Annotated in this window: 19 protein-coding genes; 7 read left to right on the top strand and 12 right to left on the bottom strand. The window is 74.5% G+C overall.

The genetic code is table 11. The features are described from left to right. Positions 1-24: 24 nt before the first annotated feature. The 7 genes from BBH68_RS13580 to pdhA all read right to left on the bottom strand — a co-directional run bounded on the left by BBH68_RS13580 (position 25) and on the right by pdhA (position 7853). Positions 25-552, bottom strand: coding sequence for a hypothetical protein (locus tag BBH68_RS13580; protein ID WP_141712991.1), 528 nt, complete (start codon positions 550-552; stop codon positions 25-27). 219 nt (positions 553-771) lie between these two features. Further along, complete coding sequence (locus tag BBH68_RS13575) at positions 772-1749, bottom strand: NAD(P)H-quinone oxidoreductase (RefSeq protein ID WP_065962112.1); 978 nt, start codon at positions 1747-1749, stop codon at positions 772-774. A gap of 10 nt (positions 1750-1759) precedes the next feature. Beyond that, positions 1760-3217: a molybdopterin molybdotransferase MoeA gene (locus BBH68_RS13570; protein ID WP_065962109.1), complete on the bottom strand. Its 1458-nt coding sequence runs from the start codon at positions 3215-3217 to the stop codon at positions 1760-1762. Then, the gene (locus BBH68_RS13565) at positions 3214-4044 is read right to left on the bottom strand and encodes an NTP transferase domain-containing protein (RefSeq protein WP_065962106.1); all 831 of its coding nucleotides are present in this window, start codon (positions 4042-4044) and stop codon (positions 3214-3216) included. The genes BBH68_RS13570 and BBH68_RS13565 overlap by 4 nt, the downstream gene beginning before the upstream one ends. A 97-nt stretch (positions 4045-4141) precedes the next feature. After that, positions 4142-5695, bottom strand: coding sequence for a dihydrolipoamide acetyltransferase family protein (locus BBH68_RS13560; protein ID WP_065962134.1), 1554 nt, complete (start codon positions 5693-5695; stop codon positions 4142-4144). Next, positions 5695-6726: an alpha-ketoacid dehydrogenase subunit beta gene (locus BBH68_RS13555; RefSeq protein ID WP_065962104.1), complete on the bottom strand. Its 1032-nt coding sequence runs from the start codon at positions 6724-6726 to the stop codon at positions 5695-5697. The genes BBH68_RS13560 and BBH68_RS13555 overlap by 1 nt, the downstream gene beginning before the upstream one ends. Further along, positions 6723-7853, bottom strand: a complete 1131-nt coding sequence (pdhA, locus tag BBH68_RS13550; protein WP_065962101.1) for a pyruvate dehydrogenase (acetyl-transferring) E1 component subunit alpha — start codon at positions 7851-7853, stop codon at positions 6723-6725. The genes BBH68_RS13555 and pdhA overlap by 4 nt, the downstream gene beginning before the upstream one ends. 166 nt (positions 7854-8019) lie before the next feature. Between pdhA and BBH68_RS13545 the strand changes: the two genes are divergently transcribed. Beyond that, positions 8020-8508 carry an Lrp/AsnC family transcriptional regulator gene (locus BBH68_RS13545; protein ID WP_065962099.1) on the top strand — a complete coding sequence of 163 codons (489 nt, stop codon included), beginning with the start codon at positions 8020-8022 and terminating at the stop codon, positions 8506-8508. 74 nt (positions 8509-8582) lie between these two features. Here BBH68_RS13545 and BBH68_RS13540 read toward each other — a convergent pair whose 3' ends face one another. After that, positions 8583-9170, bottom strand: coding sequence for a TetR/AcrR family transcriptional regulator (locus BBH68_RS13540; protein WP_065962098.1), 588 nt, complete (start codon positions 9168-9170; stop codon positions 8583-8585). A gap of 2 nt (positions 9171-9172) precedes the next feature. Further along, positions 9173-10708, bottom strand: a complete 1536-nt coding sequence (locus BBH68_RS13535; RefSeq protein ID WP_065962097.1) for a 3-hydroxyacyl-CoA dehydrogenase — start codon at positions 10706-10708, stop codon at positions 9173-9175. A gap of 134 nt (positions 10709-10842) precedes the next feature. On the opposite strand from BBH68_RS13535, the gene paaN reads away from it, so the two are divergent. Then, positions 10843-12564 (top strand): phenylacetic acid degradation protein PaaN, encoded by a 1722-nt coding sequence (gene paaN / locus BBH68_RS13530; RefSeq protein ID WP_065962095.1) that lies wholly within the window; start codon positions 10843-10845, stop codon positions 12562-12564. Between the two features lie 24 nt (positions 12565-12588). On the opposite strand, the gene BBH68_RS13525 is transcribed toward paaN, so the two are convergent. From BBH68_RS13525 to BBH68_RS13515, 3 genes are read right to left on the bottom strand one after another with little or no spacing between them, the layout of a single operon-like run. Continuing rightward, complete coding sequence (locus BBH68_RS13525) at positions 12589-13362, bottom strand: TrmH family RNA methyltransferase (RefSeq protein ID WP_065962093.1); 774 nt, start codon at positions 13360-13362, stop codon at positions 12589-12591. 9 nt (positions 13363-13371) lie between these two features. Further along, positions 13372-14679: an HTTM domain-containing protein gene (locus BBH68_RS13520; protein WP_065962090.1), complete on the bottom strand. Its 1308-nt coding sequence runs from the start codon at positions 14677-14679 to the stop codon at positions 13372-13374. Further along, entirely contained in the window at positions 14676-15356 is a 681-nt protein-coding gene (locus tag BBH68_RS13515; RefSeq protein ID WP_065962088.1) for a DUF5819 family protein, read from the bottom strand. The genes BBH68_RS13520 and BBH68_RS13515 overlap by 4 nt, the downstream gene beginning before the upstream one ends. Positions 15357-15583: 227 nt before the next feature. Here BBH68_RS13515 and paaA point away from each other — a divergent pair, with 227 nt between their 5' ends. From paaA to BBH68_RS13490, 5 genes are read left to right on the top strand one after another with little or no spacing between them, the layout of a single operon-like run. Beyond that, complete coding sequence (gene paaA, locus BBH68_RS13510) at positions 15584-16534, top strand: 1,2-phenylacetyl-CoA epoxidase subunit PaaA (RefSeq protein ID WP_065962086.1); 951 nt, start codon at positions 15584-15586, stop codon at positions 16532-16534. Beyond that, positions 16531-16827, top strand: coding sequence for a 1,2-phenylacetyl-CoA epoxidase subunit PaaB (gene paaB, locus BBH68_RS13505; protein ID WP_065962085.1), 297 nt, complete (start codon positions 16531-16533; stop codon positions 16825-16827). Before paaA ends, paaB begins: the two co-directional genes overlap by 4 nt. After that, positions 16824-17525 (top strand): 1,2-phenylacetyl-CoA epoxidase subunit PaaC, encoded by a 702-nt coding sequence (gene paaC / locus BBH68_RS13500; protein WP_065962083.1) that lies wholly within the window; start codon positions 16824-16826, stop codon positions 17523-17525. Before paaB ends, paaC begins: the two co-directional genes overlap by 4 nt. Then, positions 17519-18022, top strand: a complete 504-nt coding sequence (gene paaD, locus BBH68_RS13495) for a 1,2-phenylacetyl-CoA epoxidase subunit PaaD (RefSeq protein ID WP_065962081.1) — start codon at positions 17519-17521, stop codon at positions 18020-18022. Before paaC ends, paaD begins: the two co-directional genes overlap by 7 nt. Beyond that, positions 18022-19128: a 2Fe-2S iron-sulfur cluster-binding protein gene (locus BBH68_RS13490; RefSeq protein ID WP_065962077.1), complete on the top strand. Its 1107-nt coding sequence runs from the start codon at positions 18022-18024 to the stop codon at positions 19126-19128. The genes paaD and BBH68_RS13490 overlap by 1 nt, the downstream gene beginning before the upstream one ends. Positions 19129-19147 lie beyond the last annotated feature (19 nt).

Below are 19147 nucleotides of genomic sequence, written 5' to 3'. Positions count from 1 at the left end.
CAACGCTCACGTAGCCGCAGGCCCTCAGCGGCGGCGCAGCCGCAGGCCGAAGAACGCCAGCCCGAGGCCGAGCCCCATCAGGGCCAGACCGGTGCCCAGCGGCAGCACGCGCAGCGCCCGCCCGCCGGGCGCCGCCTCGGTCCGCCCGGCGTCCAGCGCGTCGTCGTCGTACGCCTCGCCGGTGTCCCGGGAGCGCTGCGCGGACGGCGTCTCGCCGGGCGTCCGCGCCGGCGGGCGGTCGGGCCGCTGCGGCTGGGCGCTGCCGCCCGACGGGCGATCGGCCTCGGGAAGCCGCTGGTCCCGCTCGCGCCGCTCCTCCTGCCGCTCCCCCGGGTCCTCGTCGCCAGGCCGCGACGGCGCGGGCGGGAGGGACCCCGGAGGCGGTGCGACCTCCGGCTCCTCGGTGCGCCCGGGGTGGGGCCGGCCCTCCCCGGCGCGGGTCCCCGCCAGATCGTCGTCGTCGGCGCGCGCCACCGGCGCGGCCAGCAGCGCCACACCGGTCAGCGTCAGCACCGCCGGCAGCGTGCGCAGCGTACGAAGAGCGGGTCTCACGGTCGTCACCCTCCCGTGCCGAGCCGTCGCGTGACGGATTCAGCGTCACACGACGGCATGGGCACGGCACCCGGGACCGCCCGGGGCTTGCGCCATCCGGCCTCAGGCATCCACCCGAGCCACCCGGCCGTCCGGCCATCCGGTCTCAGGCATCCGCCCGGGCCACCCGGCCTCGGGCCATCCGGCCGTCCAGCCGTCCGGCCATCCGGCCCTCCGGCCTCAGACCGTCAGCAGCACCTTGCCGACGTGTCCGCTCTCCTCGAGCAGGCGGTGCGCCTCGGCGGCCTGGGACATCGGAACCGTACGGTCCACGATGGGGCGCACCCGGCCGCTCTCGACGAGGGGCCAGACGTGCTCGCGCACCGCCGCGACGATCGACGCCTTCTCCGCGAGGGGGCGGGAGCGCAGGCTGGTGGCCATCACGGCGCCGCGCTTGGCCAGCAGCGCGCCGAGGTTCAGCTCGGCCTTCGCCCCGCCCTGCAGGCCGATGATCGCCAGCCGTCCGTTGGTGGCGAGCGCCGACACGTTCCGGGCGAGGTACTTCGCGCCGACGATGTCCAGGATCACGTCCGCTCCCGCGCCGTCGGTGGCCCTGCGGACCTCCTCGACGAAGTCCTGCTCGTGGTAGTCGATCAGGATGTCGGCGCCCAGCTCGCGGCAGGCCGCCAGCTTCTCCGCGCTGCCCGCCGTGACCGCGACCCGCGCGCCGACCGCCTTCGCGAGCTGGATCGCCATCGTGCCGATGCCGCTGGAGCCGCCGTGCGCCAGCAGGGTCTCGCCCGGCCGGAGGTGGGCGATCATGAAGACGTTCGACCACACGGTCGCGGTCACCTCGGGGAGGGCGGCCGCGGTGACCAGGTCGACGCCGGACGGCACGGGCAGCAGCTGCCCCGCGGGCACCACCACCTTCTCGGCGTATCCGCCGCCCGCGAGCAGCGCACACACCTCGTCGCCCACCGTCCAGCCGCTGACGCCGGGGCCCAGCGCCGCGATGCGGCCCGAGCACTCCAGGCCGGGGTAGTCGGAAGCGCCCGGAGGCGGGGGGTAGTGGCCCTGGCGCTGCAGCAGATCGGCTCGGTTCACGCCTCCGGCCACGACCTCGACCAGGACCTCGCCCTCGCCGGGCACGGGATCGGGGACCTCCGCCCACACGAGGGCGTCGGGGCCGCCGGGTTCGGGGATGGTGATCGCATACATGGCGGCGAGGCTACTCCTGGGGTCCGGGCCAGGCCGTGGACCACGGCAGATCCAGCACCTCCACATCGGTCCCCCGCTCCGCGCCGCCGGGCGGGATGACGGCCAGGCCGTCCGCGACGGCGACGCCGCGCAGCATGGCCGGGCCGTTGAAGCGCAGCGGAAACGCCTCGTCCTCCCGGAAGACCACCGGGACCAGGCGGGTGTCGCGCGGATGGCCGTGGACGGCGGCGGCCAGCGGGGCCGGGCAGGGCGCGGGCGCCGGCCGGCCCGTCAGCGTACGCAGCAGCGGCTCGGCGAGGGTCAGCAGGCCGGAGACGGCGGCCAGCGGATTGCCCGGCAGGCCCACCAGGTGCTTGTGGGGCGCCAGTCGGGCCAGCAGCATCGGGTGGCCGGGGCGCACCGCCACCCCGTCGACCAGCAGCTCGGCGTCCAGCCGGCGCAGCGTGGGATGGACGTGGTCCACCGGGCCGGCCGCCGTGCCGCCGGTGGTCAGGACGACATCGGCGGGGGACTCGGCCACGGCCGCGTACAGCGCCTCGGCGTCGTCGGCCAGGCGGCGGGTCGCCAGCGGCTCGGCGCCGAGTGCGCGCAGCCAGGGGGCGAGCATCGGGCCGAGCGCGTCGCGGATGCGGCCGTCGTGGGGGAGCCCCTGCCGCAGCAGCTCGTCGCCGAGGACGAGGATCTCGACGCGCGGCCGGGCCATGGTCGGCAGCTCGTCGTACCCGGCGGCGGCGGCCAGACCCAGTATCACGGGGGTGATCACGGCGCCCGCCGGGAGCAGCAGATCGCCGCTGCGGCACTCCTGGCCGCGGGGCCGGATGTCCTGGCCGGGGCTGACCGGATGGGCGGGGGCGGCGTACAGCCAGCCGCCGGTGGCCGCGCCGTGCTCGGTGCGCAGCACGGCGGTGGCGCCGGGCGGGACGCGGGCGCCGGTGGCGATGCGGATCGCGTGGCCGTCGGGGAGCGGGTCGGCCTCGGCGTGGCCGGCCAGCACGGACTGGTCGGCGGCTGGGAGCCGCCAGGGGCCGGGGCCGGCGAGGGCCCAGCCGTCCATGGCGGAGGTGTCGAAGGACGGCAGGTCGGTGAGGGCGGTGAGGGGGGCGGCCAGCACATGGCCGAGGGCCTCGGGGAGCGGCCGGGCGACGGGGGTTCCGTCGAGGGTGGCGGTGGTGGGCGACGGGCGGGATTTACGGGGAGCGCGGGCCGCGATCGCGCGGGCGTCGGGCCAGGGGGTGGCGGGGCGGTGGCGGTGGGGCCCGCGCGGGCCGGGGGCACCAGAGGCACCGGAGGCGCCGGGGGCGCCGGGGGCGCCGGGGGCGCCGGAGGACCACCCAGGCCGCTGGGCCGGATCCTGCGACGCGGAATCCTGGGCTGTCCGGCCCTGCGATGCCGGGTCCTTGGCCAGCGCCAGCGCCTCGTCGAATTCGCGGTCCAGCGCGTCGCCCCCGCGAGGGTCCCGGTTCGTCATCCCGCCGACTCGGCCTCTTCGGCCCACCGGGCCGCCAGCGCCGCCGCCTTGCCCGTCGCGGCGGCCAGCGCCTCGGGACCGCCTCCCTGCTGGGCGGCGGCGTAGCCCACGAGGAAGGTGGTCAGCGGCGCGGCGGGCCTGGCGACGCCGTGCGCGGCGTCCCGGGCGAGGTCGAGGAGGGCGGCGGTGTCGACATCAAGGTCGATGCCCAGCTCCGCCTTGACTGCGGCGATCCATTCGTCCAACACGTGTCCATGCTCCCTGATCCGTGCGCGTGCGGTGGTGATGTCCTCCCAGGTGTCGCAGTCGAAGGAGGCGGTGGGGTGGTGCAGGCGGCCGAGCGTCAGCTCGGCGGTGAGCAGCCGCAGGGGCAGCCCGGCCAGGCCGCCGTGCTCGGCCGCGAGCAGGGCGAGCTCCCGGCGCAGCGGCTCGGCCCGGTACGCCGCGACCAGGGGCTGCTCCCGGCCGTCGGAGTCGGTGAGCAGCACCCCTTCGGCCTCCCCGAGGCCTTGGACGAGCGCCCCCACGGTCCGGTCCGTGAGGAACGGCAGATCCGCGGAGAGCACCAGGACGACGGGCGCCGTGGTGTGGCGCACCCCGGCGTCGACGGCCGCGACCGGCCCGCCACCCGGGGGCTCCTCGCGGGTCCAGCGCACCGCGCGGGCGGTCGGTCTGCGCGGGCCGACGACGACGGTCCGCTCGGCGCCCCGGCAGGCGCCGAGCACCCGGTCCAGCAGCGGCCGGGCGCCCACCCGCAGCGCCGGCTTGTCGGCGCCGCCCAGCCGCCGGGCGGCGCCACCGGCCAGGATCACAGCGTCATACGTCATCACCTGATGAGTATGGCCCCGTGACCGCCGGGCGCGGTCGGTGCCTACGGCCTCCGGGTACGGATTCCGCCGCGGCGGTCCACCAGCCCACCACTCCCTACAACGACCGCAGCAGGACCGCCGGGTGCTCCACGCAGTCGGCCACATAGCGCAGGAAGCCGCCCGCGGTGCCGCCGTCGCAGACCCGGTGGTCGAAGGTGAGCGAGAGCTGCACCACCTGCCGTATGGCCAGTTGGTCCTGGTGCACCCACGGTTTGGCCGCTATCCGCCCGACGCCGAGCATCGCGGCCTCGGGGTGGTTGATGATCGGCGTCGAGCCGTCCACCCCGAAGACGCCGTAGTTGTTGAGCGTGAAGGTGCCCCCGGTCAGCTCGGCGGGGGTGAGGGCGCCGGAGCGGGCGGCCTCGGTCAGGCGGGTCGTCTCGGCGGACAGCCCGGCCGTGTCCCGGGCGTGCGCGTCGCGCACCACGGGGACCACCAGGCCGCGGTCGGTCTGGGCGGCGAAGCCGAGGTGGATGTCGGAGCAGCGGGTGATCTCGCCCTCGCTGACGGTGGCGTTCAGCTCCGGGTGGCGCGCGAGGGCCGCCGTGCAGATACGGGCCAGGATCGCGAGCAGGGAGATCTTGGGCCCCGCCGTGTTCATGGCCGCCCGGGCGGCCAGCAGCTCGGTGGCGTCGGCGTCCACCCAGCAGGTCGCGTCGGGGATCTCGCGCCTGCTGCGGGCCAGCTTCTCGGCGCCGCGCACCCCGCGCACCACCACGCGCTGCCCCTCGGCCGGCCGCGCGTCCGCACGCCCGGCACCAGCGGCGCCCTGCGAGGGCCGCGCAGGCTCTACGGCCTGTGCGACCTGTGCGGCCCGCGCGGCCTCTTCGACGTCCGCGCGCAGGATCAGCCCGTCGGGCCCGGAGCCCCGCAGCTCGCGCAGGTCCAGCCCGTGCTCGCGGGCCAGCCTCCGGACGAGCGGCGAGATCACGGCGACCGGGCCGGCCGCGGACGCCGTCGCGGGGGGCACGGGGCGCGTGCCGGCCAGGCTGCGCCCGGCCACCGCGTTGTTCGCGCCGTTCGCGTCGTTCGAGCCGCTCCCGGCGACCGGACCGCTCCCGGTGACCGGACTGTTTGCGGTGACCGGACCGCTCCCGGCGACCTGGCCTCGCACCGACGTCGGCGCGCCCCCGGCCGAGCCCCCGGCAATGCCGTCGGCGAGACCCTGCCCCGGGCCGGAGGCCGTGGTCGGCGGCACCGGCCGCACCCGGCGGCGGCGGGCGGCCGGGGCCGAGGTGCCGTAACCGACCAGCACGTTGCCGGACCCGCCGTCCACCGCGGCGGGCCCGCCCCCGGCAGCGGGAGACCCGCCCCCGGCTGCCGAGGCCCCGTCCCCTTCGACAAGCGGGGCCGCGCCCTCCGCGGCCGGGACGGCGACCGTCAGCAGCGGCGCCCCGACCGGCAGTTCAGTGCCCTCCTCACCGAAGCGCGCGGTCACCACCCCGCCGTACGGGCAGGGCACGTCCACCATCGCCTTGGCCGTCTCGACCTCCACGACCGGCTGGTCGACCGCGACCACGTCGCCGACCTCCACCAGCCAGCGCACGATCTCCGCTCCGGTGAGCCCCTCGCCCAGGTCGGGCAGGGTGAACTCGCGCACCTCGGCCATCACACCGCCCTCCCGTCGGTCCACTCCGACTCCCACTGCAGTCGGGCCACCGCGTCCAGCACCCGGTCCACGCCGGGCAGGTGGTGCCGCTCCAGCATGGGCGGCGGGTAGGGGATGTCGAATCCGGCGACGCGCAGTACCGGCGCCTCCAGGTGGTGGAAGCAGCGCTCGGTGATCCGGGCGGCGATCTCCCCGCCGGGGCCGCCGAAGCCCGTCGACTCGTGGACGATCACGGCTCGCCCGGTCCGGCGGACGGAGGCGCAGACCGTCTCGTCGTCGAAGGGCACCAGCGACCGCAGGTCGATGACCTCCAGGTCCCAGCCCTCGGCCGTGGCCGCCTCGGCGGCCTCCAGGCAGACGGGCACCGAGGGCCCGTACGAGATCAGGGTGGCGGCCCGGCCGCCGGTGGCCGGGCGCCGCACCACGGCGCGGCCGATGGGGGCGACCTCCTCGGGGTGGTCGGGGGACCATTCGGCCTTGGACCAGTAGAGCCGCTTGGGTTCGAGGAAGACGACGGGGTCGTCGGAGGCGATGGCGGCGCGCAGCAGCCCGTACGCGTCGGCGACGGTGGCCGGGGCGACCACATGGAGGCCGGGCGTCGCCATGTAGTAGGCCTCGGAGGAGTCGCTGTGGTGCTCCACCCCGCCGATGCCGCCGCCGTAGGGCACCCGCACGGTGATGGGCATCGGCAGGGCGCCGCGGGTGCGGTTGCGCATCCGGGAGACATGGCTGACGAGCTGCTCGAAGGACGGGTAGGCGAACGCGTCGAACTGCATCTCGACGACGGGCCGCAGCCCGTACATGGCCATGCCGACGGCGGTGCCGAGGATGCCCGCCTCCGCGAGCGGCGTGTCCGTACAGCGGTCGTCGCCGAACTCCTTGGCGAGTCCGTCGGTGATCCTGAAGACGCCGCCCAGGGTGCCCACGTCCTCGCCGAGGACGTGCACGGCCGGGTCGGCGGCCATCGCGTCGCGCAACGCGCGACCCAGGGCCTGGGCCATGGTGGCGGGCTTGACCGCGGTCGTCGTCATCGCTCGCCCTCCTCCGCGGCGAGCTCCGCGCGCAGGAAGTCCGCCTGCTCGCGCAGCTGACCGGTCCGCTCGGCGTAGACCTGCGCGAAGAGGTCCATCGGGTCCAGGGCCGGGTCCTGGTGCATCCGCTCGCGCAGATCGGCGGCCAGCCGCTCGGCGGCCTCCCGCGCGGTCCGCACGACCTGGTCGTCGAGCAGGCCGCGGTCGCGCATCGCCTCCTCCAGCAGGGTGATGGGGTCGTGCGCGCGCCAGGCCTCCACCTCGGCGTCCGAGCGGTAGCGGCCGGCGTCGTCGGCGTTGGTGTGGGCGTCGACGCGGTAGGTGACGGCTTCGACGAGGGTGGGGCCGCCGCCCCCGCGGGCCCGGCGGACGGCCTCGCCCAGAACCTGGTGCACGGCCGCGGCGTCATTGCCGTCGACCAGCCGGCCGGGCATGCCGTAGCCGACCGCCTTGTGGGCGAGGGAGGGGGCGGCGGTCTGCTTGGCGAGCGGGACGGAGATCGCGAAGCCGTTGTTCTGGATGAGGAAGACGACGGGGGCCCGCCAGACCGCCGCGAAGTTGAGCGCCTCGTGGAAGTCGCCCTCGCTGGTGCCGCCGTCGCCGACCAGGGCGAGCGCCACCACGTCGTCGCCCTTGAGGCGGGCGGCATGCGCCAGGCCGACCGCATGCGGCAACTGGGTGGCCAGGGGGGTGCACAGCGGGGCCACCCGGTGCTCGCGCGGGTCGTAGCCGGAGTGCCAGTCGCCGCGCAGCAGGGTGAGGGCCTCCACCGGGTCGATCCCGCGGACGACGGCGGCCAGGGTGTCGCGGTAGCTGGGGAAGAGCCAGTCCTGCTCGCGCAGGACCAGCCCGGCGGCGACCTGGCAGGCCTCCTGGCCGGTGGACGAGGGGTAGACGGCGAGCCTGCCCTGCCGGGTCAGGGCGGTGGCCTGCGCGTTGTACCGGCGGCCGCGGACCAGCTCGCCGTAGAGCCGGGTCAGCAGGGCGGGGTCGATGTCGGCCGCGGCGTCGGTGCCCAGCAGGCGGTACGGCTCCGCGTCGGGCAGCAGCGGCGCGGCGTCGACACGGGGCTGCCAGGCGGGCGGGGGAGTGGGCCGATAGGCACCGGGCTGCTCAAGGACCGTCATGGCACGACCTCCTGCGGGCAGAGAGCTGGTGGGGCGGGCGCACCCCTCCCTACCGATTGTTCGGTCGTTGACGCATTTTGGCTACAGGCGCCCTCAGCCTGTGGACAAACGGTTCAGCAGAGCATGGGATGTCGCCAGGACGTCCATGAAGGGGAGGCGGGGCGGTATGCGGGGCGAACAGATGGCCAATCCGGGCGACAGGCCCCCCGCGCGGCCCCTGGACCCGATAGACCGGGACATCCTGCGCATGCTCCGGGCGGACGGACGCGCGTCGATACGCTCCGTGGCCGAGCGGGTGCACGTGTCGCGGGCCAATGCCTACGCCCGTATCAACCGGCTCATCGACGACGGGGTGATCCGCGGCTTCAGCGCCCGGGTGGACCAGGAGCGGGCCGGGCAGGGCGCGTCGGCGTACATCACCTTGAAGATCGTGCAGAACTCGTGGCGCACGGTCCGCGAGCAGCTCAGGCAGCTTCCGGGCGCCGCCCACATCGCCCTGGTCAGCGGGGACTTCGACGTGCTGCTGCTGGTCCACACCGAGGACAACCGCTCCCTGCGCGAGCTGGTCCTCACCCGCATCCAGGCCATACCGGAGGTGCTGAGCACCCGGACGCTGCTGGTCTTCGAGGAGACCGACCTCGACTCGGAGCTGTGAAGGGGCCCCGAGCTGGGAAGGGGCCCCGCACCGGGAGGGACCCCGAGCCGTGAAGGGGCCCCGAGCCGTGGATGTCAGGTGCGCAGGCCCGCGAAGGCCGTGCGGACCACGGCGTCGGCCACCTCGTCCGAGGTCGCGGCCCCGCCGCGGCCCGGCCGGTACCACTCCACGATCGAGTTGATCATCCCGAAGAGCAGCCGGGTCGCCAGCCGGGCGTCCACGTCCGGCCGCAGGTCCCCGTCCGCCACGGCCTGCTTGAGCAGCTCGGCGACCTCGTGGTCGAACTCCCGCCGCCGGGCCATGGCCCATCGCTCGGTGTCCGTGTTCCCCCGCACGCGCAGCAGCAGGGTGACATACGGCAGCTCCGCCATCAGCACCTCGGCGGTGCGCCGGACCACGTGCTCCAGCCGCTCGACCGCCCGCCCCTGCCGCGCGGCCGGCTCCCGGAGGATGCCGAAGAGCCCGTCCAGGGCGCGGCTTATGGCCAGCCGCAGCAGCTCTTCCTTGCCCTTGACGTGGTGGTAGATCGAGGACTTGGAGATCCCGGCGGCGCGCGAGAGGTGCTCCATGGACGTGCCGTCGTAACCGCGCTCGTTGAACACCTCGACGGCAACCGCGAGCAGCGATTCGGGCGTATAGGTGTCGCGCTTGGCCATGGTCATGATTAGAGCAGCTTTTCTTCGGCGGCCGCACGCCGCATCAGCGACTGCGAGGGGGCGTAGCGGCCGGTGGGATAGGCCTGGTGGAGACCGAGCAGGACGTCACGCACCCAGCGGGCGCCGAGGTCGTCCGCCCAGCGCAGGGGGCCGCGCGGGTAGTTGACGCCCAGCCGCATCGCGGTGTCGATGTCCTGCGGGCTCGCCACCCGGCGGGCGGCGGCGTCCATGGCGAAGTCGGCGAGCATCGCGACCGTGCGGGCCACGATCATGCCGGGCACGTCCTGGATGACGCTGACCTTCTTCCCGAGCGCCTGGAACAGCCCGATCGCGGAGGCCAGGGCCTCGGGGGAGACGGTGTCGGCCGGGGCGAGGGCGATCCGGGTGGCGGTGCGGTAGTCCAGCGCCAGATCGAACCGGATACCGGGGGCCGGGGAGCCGCTGGTGGCCGGCGAGCCGTCGGTGAGGGTCAGGCGGGTGCCGTCGGGCAGGGCGATGCAGCCCCCGGGCGGGGCGTCCGCGGCCGGATCCTCCCGGGTGACCGTGATGCCCGCCTCCTCGATCAGCCTGGGCAGCTCCCCCGCCGGCCCCGGCCCCGCGTGGACCGCGACCTTCCCGGGGGGCGGGCAGGGCTCGGCGGTGTGCGGCTCCGGGCGCGCCGCGCCCTCGGCGTAGTCGTACCAGCCGCGGCCCGACTTGCGGCCGTGCAGGCCGGCGTCGACGAGCCGCCGCTGGGCGAGGGAGGGGGTGAACTTCGGGTCGTGGTACATCGCCTCCCACACGGACCGGGTGACGGCCTCGTTGACGTCCTGACCGATCAGGTCGGTCAGTTCGAAGGGGCCCATCGCGAATCCGCCGCACTCGCGCAGCACGGCGTCGATGGTGGCCGGGTCGGCGGCGCCTTCCTCGTGGACGCGGAGGGCCTCGGCGTAGAAGGGGCGGGCGATCCGGTTGACGATGAAGCCGGGGGTGTCGGCGCAGCGCACGGGGGTCTTCCCCCAGGCCGCGACGGTGGCGTACGCCCGGTCGGCGGCGGCCTCATCGGTGGCGAAGCCGCGGACCACCTCGACCAGCGGCAGCAGCGGCGCGGGGTTGAAGAAGTGCAGGCCCAGCAGGCGGCCGGGGCGCCGTAGGGCGCCGGCGACGGCGGTGACGGACAGGGAGGAGGTGTTGGTGGCGAGCAGACAGCTGTCGGAGACGACCGATTCGAGGGCGGTGAAGAGCTGCTGCTTGGCCCCGAGGTCTTCCAGGATGGCCTCGATCGCCAGCTCGGCGTCCGTCAGCCCGGCGAGCCCGGCGACCGGGGTGAGCCGGCCGAGGGCGGCGTCCCGGGCGGCGGGTTCGAGCCGGCCCTTGTCGACCAGCCTGTCCAGGCGCGCGGCGATGCCGTCGACGGCCTGCGCGGCGCGGCCGGGGGCTGCGTCATAGAGCCGTACGGGATGCCCGGCGACCAGCGCGACCTGCGCGATTCCCTGGCCCATGGTGCCGGTGCCGACCACGGCGACGGTGCCGGCGGGGTCGATCCCCCGGTCGATCGCGCTCATGCCGCTGATCCTCTCGGACGAAGTTATCCACAGGTGCGCCAGGCCCTCTTGTCCCGACCGATCGTTCGGTTACTCTAACTCTGTCGTCGTTCCCAGCTCAGCTCAATCCCAGCTCGACGAGGAGTTGGTCAGTCGTGACCGCCGGACTCACCACAGCGCAGTTGACCGAGCAGCACCGCCCCACCCTCGACCAGGCCCTGGAGGCCATCCGTACCCGCGCGTACTGGTCGCCGCACCCCGAGCATCCGAAGGCTTACGGAGAGCCCGACGCGAGCGGTCGGCCCACCCTGAGCCCGGCCGACGGCAAGGCGGCCTTCGACGCGCTCCGCGGCGAGCGCTTCGAGCTGGACCAGCCCGGCGCGGACGGCTGGACGGCCACCGAGACCTCGCCGTACGGCATCGAGCTCGGCGTGGAGTATCCGCACCCGGACATCGAGGTGCTGCTCCCGGCGATGCGCGCCGGGATGCCCGCCTGGCGGGACGCGGGCCCCGAGGCGCGCGCCATGGTCTGCCTGGAGATCCTGGCCCGGATCAGCGCCCGGTCGCATGAGTTCGCCCATGCCGTCATGCACACCAGCGGCCAGGCGTATCTCATGGCGTTCCAGGCCGGCGGGCCGCATGCGCAGGACCGCGGCCTGGAGGCGGTGGCCTATGCCTTCGCGGAGCAGACCCGCACCCCCGCCGATGCCGAGTGGACCAAGCCGCAGGGCAAGCGCGACCCGCTGCGGCTGCGCAAGACCTTCACGCCCGTGCCCCGCGGCATCGCCCTGGTGATCGGCTGCAACACCTTCCCGACGTGGAATGGCTACCCGGGCCTGTTCGCCTCCCTCGCCACGGGAAACGCCGTCCTGGTCAAGCCCCACCCGCGGGCCGTGCTGCCGCTGGCCATGACCGTCAAGGTGGCGCGCGAGGTGCTGCGCGAGGCCGGCTTCGACCCGAATCTGGTGGCCCTGGCCGCCGAGCGGCCGGACGAGGGCCTGGCCAAGGTCCTCGCCGTGCGCCCCGAGATCCGCGTCATCGACTACACGGGCTCCACCGCCTTCGGCGACTGGCTGGAGACCCACGCCCGCCAGGCCCAGGTCTTCACCGAGAAGGCGGGGGTCAACACGGTGGTGATCGACTCCACCGACGACTACAAGGGCATGCTGGACAACCTGGCCTTCTCCCTGTCGCTGTACTGCGGCCAGATGTGCACCACCCCGCAGAACCTGCTGATCCCCCGGGACGGCATCGACACGGACGCCGGCCCCAAGTCGTACGACGAGGTCGTCGCCGACCTGGCGGGCGCCGTCGAGCGCCTGCTGGGCGACGACGCGCGGGCGAGCGCCCTGCTCGGAGCGATCGTGAACCCCGGTGTCAAGGAGCGGCTGGAGGCCGCCCCCGGCCTCGGCGCGACCGCCCTGGCCTCCCGTTCGGTCACCCACCCCGAGTTCCCCGACGCCACGGTCCGCACCCCGGTGCTCGTCAAGGCCGACGGCGCCCGCAAGTTCTGGGAGGCGGCCGACGCGGAGGCGCCCTATCTCTCGGAGTGCTTCGGCCCGGTCTCCTTCGCCGTGGCCGTGGACTCCACCGCGGAGGCGGTCGACCTGCTGCGCCGCACCATCCGGGACAAGGGCGCGATGACCGTCGGGGCGTACACCACCTCCCCGGACGCGGAGCGGCTGATCGAGGACGCCTGCCTGGAGGAGTGCGCCCAGCTGTCGCTGAATCTGACCGGCGGGGTCTACGTCAACCAGACCGCGGCCTTCTCCGACTTCCACGGCAGCGGGGGCAATCCCTCGGCGAGCGCCACCCTGTGCGACGGCGCGTTCGTGGCCTCCCGGTTCCGCATGGTGGAGGTCCGCCGCCCCGTGTAGCGCTTGGCCGGACGCGGCGCCCGCTCAGCCGCTCGCCGGCCCCTGGGCAGGCCCTCCCCAGTGGAACAGCGCCATGGCCACGCTGGTGGCCAGGTTGTAGCTGGAGACCCGGGGACGCATGGGGAGGGCCACCAGCCAGGTGGCCCTCTTCCGCACCTCGGGCGAGATCCCGTGGCGCTCGGACCCGAAGGCGAGCAGCGCGTCATCGGGGATGACCAGGGACCGGATGTCCTCGCCCTCCGGGTCCAGGGCGTACAGCGGCCCCGCCGGAAGGTCGTCGCTCGCCAGCCGCTCCACGGCGGTGGCGTAGTGGAGCCCCGCGCCCGAGCGGACGGCGTTCGGGTGCCAGGGATCGATGTCGCCGGTGGTGACCACCCCCGTGGCCCCGAAGCCGGCGGCGAGCCGCACCACGGCCCCCACGTTCCCGAGGTTGCGCGGGTTGTCCAGCACCACGACCGGCGCCCGCCTGGCCGGCCCGGCCAGCTCCGCCAGGTTCCGCTGCCGCCCTCGCCTGTCCGCCAGCGCGGCCACCCGCGTCGGGTGGACCCTCGGCACAAGCTCCCGCAGCGTCTCCGCCGGCACCTCGACGACCCGCTCCTCGATCACCTCGGACAGGTCCTCGGCCAGTTCGGCGGCGAGGGCGAGGGCGGCGGCCTTGTCGCTGGTGACCGCGATCCGCACCCGGGCCCCGAAGCGAAGCGCGTGTTTCAGCGCGTGGAAGCCGTCCAGCAGCACGGCCTGGTCGGCGGCCTCTTCGCGCCACCGCCGCACGGCCACCGCGGCCTCGTCGTCACTCATGCCCACAGCCTACGGTCGGGCGGCGGCCCCCTCCCCCGCCCGCTGCCCCGGCAGCCGGGCCGAGCGGGCGGGAAGGCGGCCACGGATCCGGGCGCGGATCCGGCCCGCCCGCCCACCGACCCAGCGCAGGAAGTTGGTCGGCAGGAAGACGGCGTCCGCCGCGATCATGGCCAGGGAGAAGAAGGGGAGCCCCAGCAGGACCGCGATCCCGAGGTGCTCCAGCACCATCACCACGAGCATCACGTTCTTGACCCGCCGGTTCAGCAGCGTGAAGGGGAAGGCGACCTGCACGATGACCGTGCCGTAGGTGAGCACCATGACCAGCAGGCCGCTGCCGGCGAGCGCCTCCGCCAGGGCGGGCCAGGGGGAGAAGTACTCCAGGTGCAGCGGGTAGTAGAGCGCGGTGCCGTCCTGCCAGCGCGAGCCCTGGACCTTGTACCAGCCGGCCGAGGCGTACAGCAGACAGACCTCACCCATGATCACCACCAGCGCGCCGTTGTGCACGATGTTGGCGAGGACGTCCAGAAGGGCGCGCGGCTCGCCCGGGGCGTGGCGCCGCGCCAGCCACCAGGCGCCGTGGACCGCCCACAGCCCCCACAGGGCCGTGGCCCAGCCGACACCGGGGAGGGGCCCGTAGGCCGACCAGTCGAGCCGGGCCTCGGTGCCCAGCTGCGCCCAGAGCAGGGCCGACCCGGTCAGCGTCCACAGCACGACCCCGGTCGTGTCGCGTGTCGCCAGGGCCCCGGGGCCGCGCCGCGCCGCGCGGCGGGCGTCCAGCGACCACACCTGTCCGCACCGGGTCAGCGTCAGGTACATCGCCATCAGGTGGATGACGTTGTCGCCGCCGTCCCCCACGAAGATGCTGCGGTTCTGGAGCGAGATCACACCGAGCATGAACAGCACGGACATGGTGCGGGTGCGCCAGCCCAGCAGGAGCAGCGCGCTGGAGAGCAGGGCGAGGCCGTAGACGGTCTCGAACCACAGGGCGCTGTCGGACCACATCAGCGCGCTGAAGGCGCCGTTGCCCTCGATGAGCTGGTGTGCCATCTGCCAGCTCCACGGGCCGTCGGGCCCGTACAGCCGCCGGCGGTGGGGCCATTCACGCAGCAGGAACAGCAGCCAGGTGAAGGAGAAGCCGATGCGCACCACGGCGGTCTGGTACGGCCCGAGCGCCGCCCCTGTGACGCGGGCGTGGGCCCGGATGACGGCGGCCTCGACTCGGGCGGCCGCCTTGGAGCGGGGCGCGGCCGGCGGCCCGGTGGGGCGGGGCGGGTGCGGGGGCAGGGGCGGGTGCGGCGGGAGGGCGGGGATGGTCACCGGCGCTTCGCCTCCGGCAGGTCGTCCGCGGTGACCGTCCACCAGGGCAGGACCCGCCGCACGGGCCTGGTGTCGGTCTTCTCCTCGCTCCACGACGGCGCGGCGAGCTGCCGGGTGACCGAGCGCAGCTGTACGCGCTGCACCGTGCCGCCGTCCTGCCGCGGGCCCAGGCGGTCCATCACGAGCCGTCGCAGGTACTGCCCGGAGAGCTGTCCGCGCAGCCCGTTCGGCCGCTCCTGGGCGTCGTGCGAGAGGACGTAGAAGTCCCAGGCGCGGCGCAGCTGGTTCTGCTGGGTGTGGCTGGGCAGCGGGTTGTGCCTGATGGCCGCGCCGTCCTGGGCCGACAGGTCGCGCCATCCGGTGGTCGTGGTGCCGCCCTCGGGGGTGCGGATCTCGGCGCGCGCCTGCACGTCGATGTTCTGCTGGAGCGGGTTGGGGGCGAAGAGCTTCCAGTTCCGTTCGAATTCCGGATATATGTAGTCGTCTATCGCCGCGCCGTGCTGCTTGCTGACCGTGTTGGGCGGAGCGACGTTCAGGAAGGCCATCCCGAGGTGGATGGCCACGGCGGCCACGGTGACCGCGAGGCCCACCGCGACGACGAGCTGCGAGGGCAGCGAGAGCGGCCTGCCGGTTCCCTCCCCCCTCTCCCTCTGCCCGGTTCGCTCCGTCTCCGCCATTCCCGCCCCGATCCCGTGGTCCCAGGCCGCGCGCGCCGCGCTGCCGCGCGCTCTCCGCGCTTCTCGCGGCCCTTACGCCCCGGAACGGTACCGATGAGCGCGCGCGGGGCCCAGCGCCCCGGAGTTATCCACAGGCTTGACACCCCGCGCACCCCCGGCACACCATTGAACCGAACGATCGGTCGGTCGGGCCGGGGTGGCCCGGCGGGACGGCGGAGGGGCTTCGTATGACGACGACGGCGGCTGACCCGGAGGCGTACCAGACGGTGTTCGACGCCGCTCTGGCCGCGGACGAGCGCATCGAGCCCCGCGACTGGCTGCCCGACGCATACCGCGCCTCACTGATCCGGCAGATGGCCCAGCACGCCCACTCCGAGATCATCGGCATGCAGCCGGAGGCCAACTGGATCACGCGCGCCCCCTCGCTGCGCCGCAAGGCCATCCTCATGGCCAAGGTCCAGGACGAGGCGGGACACGGCCTGTATCTCTACAGCGCCGCCGAGACCCTGGGCACCAGCCGCGAAGAGCTGCTCGACAAGCTCCACTCCGGCCGCCAGAAGTACTCCTCGATCTTCAACTACCCCACCCTGACCTGGGCCGATGTCGGCGCCATCGGCTGGCTGGTGGACGGCGCGGCGATCACCAACCAAGTGCCGCTGTGCCGCTGCTCCTACGGTCCTTACGCGCGGGCGATGGTCCGGATCTGCAAGGAGGAGTCCTTCCACCAGCGCCAGGGATACGAGCTGCTGCTGACCCTGAGCCGGGGCACACCGGCCCAGCACGCCATGGCCCAGGACGCCGTGGACCGCTGGTGGTGGCCCTCGCTGATGATGTTCGGCCCGCCCGACGACGCATCCGCACACTCCGCCCAGTCCATGGCCTGGAAGATCAAGCGCCATTCCAACGACGAGCTGCGCCAGCGCTTCGTCGACATCTGCGTCCCCCAGGCCGAGGCGCTCGGCCTCACCCTCCCCGACCCCGACCTGAAGTGGAACGAGGACCGGGGCCACTACGACTTCGGCCCCATCGACTGGGAGGAGTTCCGCGAGGTGCTCCGGGGAAACGGGCCGTGCAACGCCCAGCGCATGTCCCAGCGGCGGCGGGCCCATGAGGAAGGCGCCTGGGTGCGCGAGGCGGCCGCGGCGTATGCGGCCAAGCACGGAAAGGCCGAGGCATGAGCGGTGACACAAGCGGTGAGTGGCCCCTGTGGGAGGTGTTCGTCCGCGGCCGGCGCGGCCTCTCCCACACCCACGCCGGCAGCCTCCACGCGCCGGACGCCGAGATGGCCCTGCGCAGCGCCCGCGATCTGTACACCCGCCGCTCGGAAGGCGTCTCCATCTGGGTCGTCCCCTCCGACCGGATCACCGCCTCCTCGCCCGACGAGAAGGACCCGTTCTTCGAGCCGGCCGCCGACAAGCCCTACCGCCATCCGACCTTCTACGAGATCCCGGAGGGGGTGCGGCACCTGTGACCGCCGCGCTCGCCCTCGGCGACGACGCCCTGGTGCTCTCCCACCGGCTGGGGGAGTGGGCCGGACACGCCCCCGTGCTGGAGGAAGAAGTCGCCCTGGCCAACATCGCGCTCGACCTGCTCGGACAGGCGCGCGTGCTGCTCTCGCTGGTGGGCGACGAGGACGAACTGGCCTATCTGCGGGAGGAGCGGGCCTTCCGCAATTGTCAGCTCGTCGAGCAGCCCAACGGTGACTTCGCGCACACCATCGCCCGCCAGCTGTACTTCTCCACCTACCAGGAGCTGCTCTACGACCGGCTGGCCCGCGGCGACAGTCCCTTCGCCCCCCTGGCCGCCAAGGCGGTCAAGGAGGTCGCCTACCACCGCGACCACGCCGAGCACTGGACCCTGCGGCTGGGCGACGGCACCCCCGAGAGCCATAAGCGGATGCGGCGCGGCCTGGAGGCGCTGTGGGGGTACACCGGCGAGCTGTTCGAGCCGATCGAGGGGTGCGAGGTGGACTGGGCCGCCCTGGGCGAGGAGTGGCTGGCGCGGGTGACGTCCGCCCTGCACCGGGCCACCCTGACCGTGCCCGAGGGCCCGCGGCGCGGTGCCTGGGCGGCCGGCGCCGGCCGGCAGGGCCTCCACACCGAGCCGTTCGGCCGGATGCTGGCCGAGATGCAGCATCTCCACCGCAGCCACCCGGGGGCGTCATGGTGACCCCCGCGCCCGCGACCCCGCTGGAGACCCGGCTGCGCGAGCTGGCGGGAGCCGTGCCGGACCCGGAGCTGCCCATGGTGACCCTGGCCGAGCTCGGCGTGCTCCGCGCGCTGCGGGTCATGGCGCCCGGCCGGGTCGAGGTCGAGCTGACCCCCACCTACACCGGCTGCCCCGCGCTGGAGTCCATGGCCGCGGACGTCGAGCGGGTGCTGCACGACCAGGGCATCCCGGACGTGACGGTCCGCACCGTCCTCTCCCCGCCCTGGACGACGGACGCGATCAGCGCGGAGGGCCGCCGCAAGCTGGCCGAGTCCGGCATCGCGCCACCCGGCCCCCGTGGCGCGGGCGGGCCGGTCGCCGTCGACCTGGCGGTGCGCTGCCCCCACTGCGGCTCGACCGACACCAAGCTGCTCAGTCGCTTCTCCTCCACCGCCTGCAAGGCGCTGCGCCGCTGCGAGGCCTGCCGCGAACCCTTCGACCACTTCAAGGAGTTGTGATGGCCGCCGAAGGCGTGGCGGCGCCCGTGCCCCGCCACGGCGCCTTCCATCCCCTGCGGGTGATCGCGGTCGACCGGCTCACCGACGACTCGGTCGCCGTCACCCTCCGGGTCCCGCCCGCGCTGCGCGAGACCTTCCGCTTCTCACCGGGGCAGCACATCGCGGTGCGCCGGTTCGCCGACGGCGCCCAGATACGGCGGACGTACTCGATCTGCACCCCCGCCCTGGAGCCCGGGGGGCCCACGGTCCTGCGGGTCGGGGTGCGGCTGGTCGAGGGCGGCGAGTTCTCCACCTACGCCCTCAAGGAGCTGGCGGTCGGCGAGGTCATGGAGGTGATGGCCCCGGCCGGCCGGTTCGTGCTGGAGCCCAGGCCCGGCCACTTCGCCGCCGTGGTCGGCGGCAGCGGCATCACCCCCGTCCTGTCCATCGCCGCCACCCTGCTCGCCCGCGAGCCGGACGCCCGCTTCTGTCTAATCCGCGGTGACCGCACCACCGCCTCCACGATGTTCCTCGAAGAGGTCGCCGACCTGAAGGACCGCTGGCCCGGCCGGTTCCAGCTGGTGAGCGTCCTCTCCCGCGAGGAGCGGCAGGCCGGCCCGCTCTCCGGGCGGCTCGACGAGGAGCGGCTGACCGGGCTGCTGCCCGCCCTGCTGCCGGTGCGGTCGGTGGACGGCTGGTTCCTGTGCGGGCCCTACGGCATGGTGCGCGGCGCCGAGCGGGCGCTGCGCGCGCTCGGGGTCGCCCGCGGCCGCGTCCATCAGGAGATCTTCCATGTGGACGCCGGGGAGGGCGAGAGCGCCCCATCGGGCCCGGGCCCCGCCGGCCCCTCCCGCGGCACGGTGACGGCGACCCTGGACGGCCGGTCGGGCACCTGGCCGGTGCGCGAGGGCGAATCGCTGCTGGACGCGGTGGAGCGCAACCGCCCGGACGCGCCGTACGCCTGCAAGGGCGGGGTCTGCGGCACCTGCCGGGCGTTCCTGGTCTCGGGCGAGGTGCGGATGGACCGGAACTTCGCCTTGGAGCCCGAGGAGGTGGCGGCCGGTTATGTGCTGGCCTGTCAGTCCCACCCGGTCGACGAGCGCGTGGAGCTGGACTTCGACCGCTGAACCGCCGTCCCGTGGGCGT

Source organism: Streptomyces sparsogenes, assembly GCF_001704635.1.
GTDB lineage: Bacteria > Actinomycetota > Actinomycetes > Streptomycetales > Streptomycetaceae > Streptomyces > Streptomyces sparsogenes.
This window is presented reverse-complemented; position numbering and strand designations above follow the sequence as displayed.

Coding starts and splice junctions, on each gene's coding strand:
- paaB (WP_065962085.1), top strand. CDS start 16,531: ATGAGCGGTGACACAAGCGGTGAGTGGCCCCTGTGGGAGGTGTTCGTC.
- BBH68_RS13560 (WP_065962134.1), bottom strand. CDS start 5,695: ATGGCCGAGGTGCGCGAGTTCACCCTGCCCGACCTGGGCGAGGGGCTC.
- BBH68_RS13535 (WP_065962097.1), bottom strand. CDS start 10,708: ATGAGCGCGATCGACCGGGGGATCGACCCCGCCGGCACCGTCGCCGTG.
- BBH68_RS13525 (WP_065962093.1), bottom strand. CDS start 13,362: ATGAGTGACGACGAGGCCGCGGTGGCCGTGCGGCGGTGGCGCGAAGAG.
- BBH68_RS13540 (WP_065962098.1), bottom strand. CDS start 9,170: ATGACCATGGCCAAGCGCGACACCTATACGCCCGAATCGCTGCTCGCG.
- BBH68_RS13565 (WP_065962106.1), bottom strand. CDS start 4,044: ATGACGTATGACGCTGTGATCCTGGCCGGTGGCGCCGCCCGGCGGCTG.
- BBH68_RS13545 (WP_065962099.1), top strand. CDS start 8,020: ATGCGGGGCGAACAGATGGCCAATCCGGGCGACAGGCCCCCCGCGCGG.
- paaA (WP_065962086.1), top strand. CDS start 15,584: ATGACGACGACGGCGGCTGACCCGGAGGCGTACCAGACGGTGTTCGAC.
- BBH68_RS13515 (WP_065962088.1), bottom strand. CDS start 15,356: ATGGCGGAGACGGAGCGAACCGGGCAGAGGGAGAGGGGGGAGGGAACC.
- BBH68_RS13570 (WP_065962109.1), bottom strand. CDS start 3,217: ATGACGAACCGGGACCCTCGCGGGGGCGACGCGCTGGACCGCGAATTC.
- BBH68_RS13575 (WP_065962112.1), bottom strand. CDS start 1,749: ATGTATGCGATCACCATCCCCGAACCCGGCGGCCCCGACGCCCTCGTG.
- BBH68_RS13490 (WP_065962077.1), top strand. CDS start 18,022: ATGGCCGCCGAAGGCGTGGCGGCGCCCGTGCCCCGCCACGGCGCCTTC.
- pdhA (WP_065962101.1), bottom strand. CDS start 7,853: ATGACGGTCCTTGAGCAGCCCGGTGCCTATCGGCCCACTCCCCCGCCC.
- paaD (WP_065962081.1), top strand. CDS start 17,519: ATGGTGACCCCCGCGCCCGCGACCCCGCTGGAGACCCGGCTGCGCGAG.
- BBH68_RS13555 (WP_065962104.1), bottom strand. CDS start 6,726: ATGACGACGACCGCGGTCAAGCCCGCCACCATGGCCCAGGCCCTGGGT.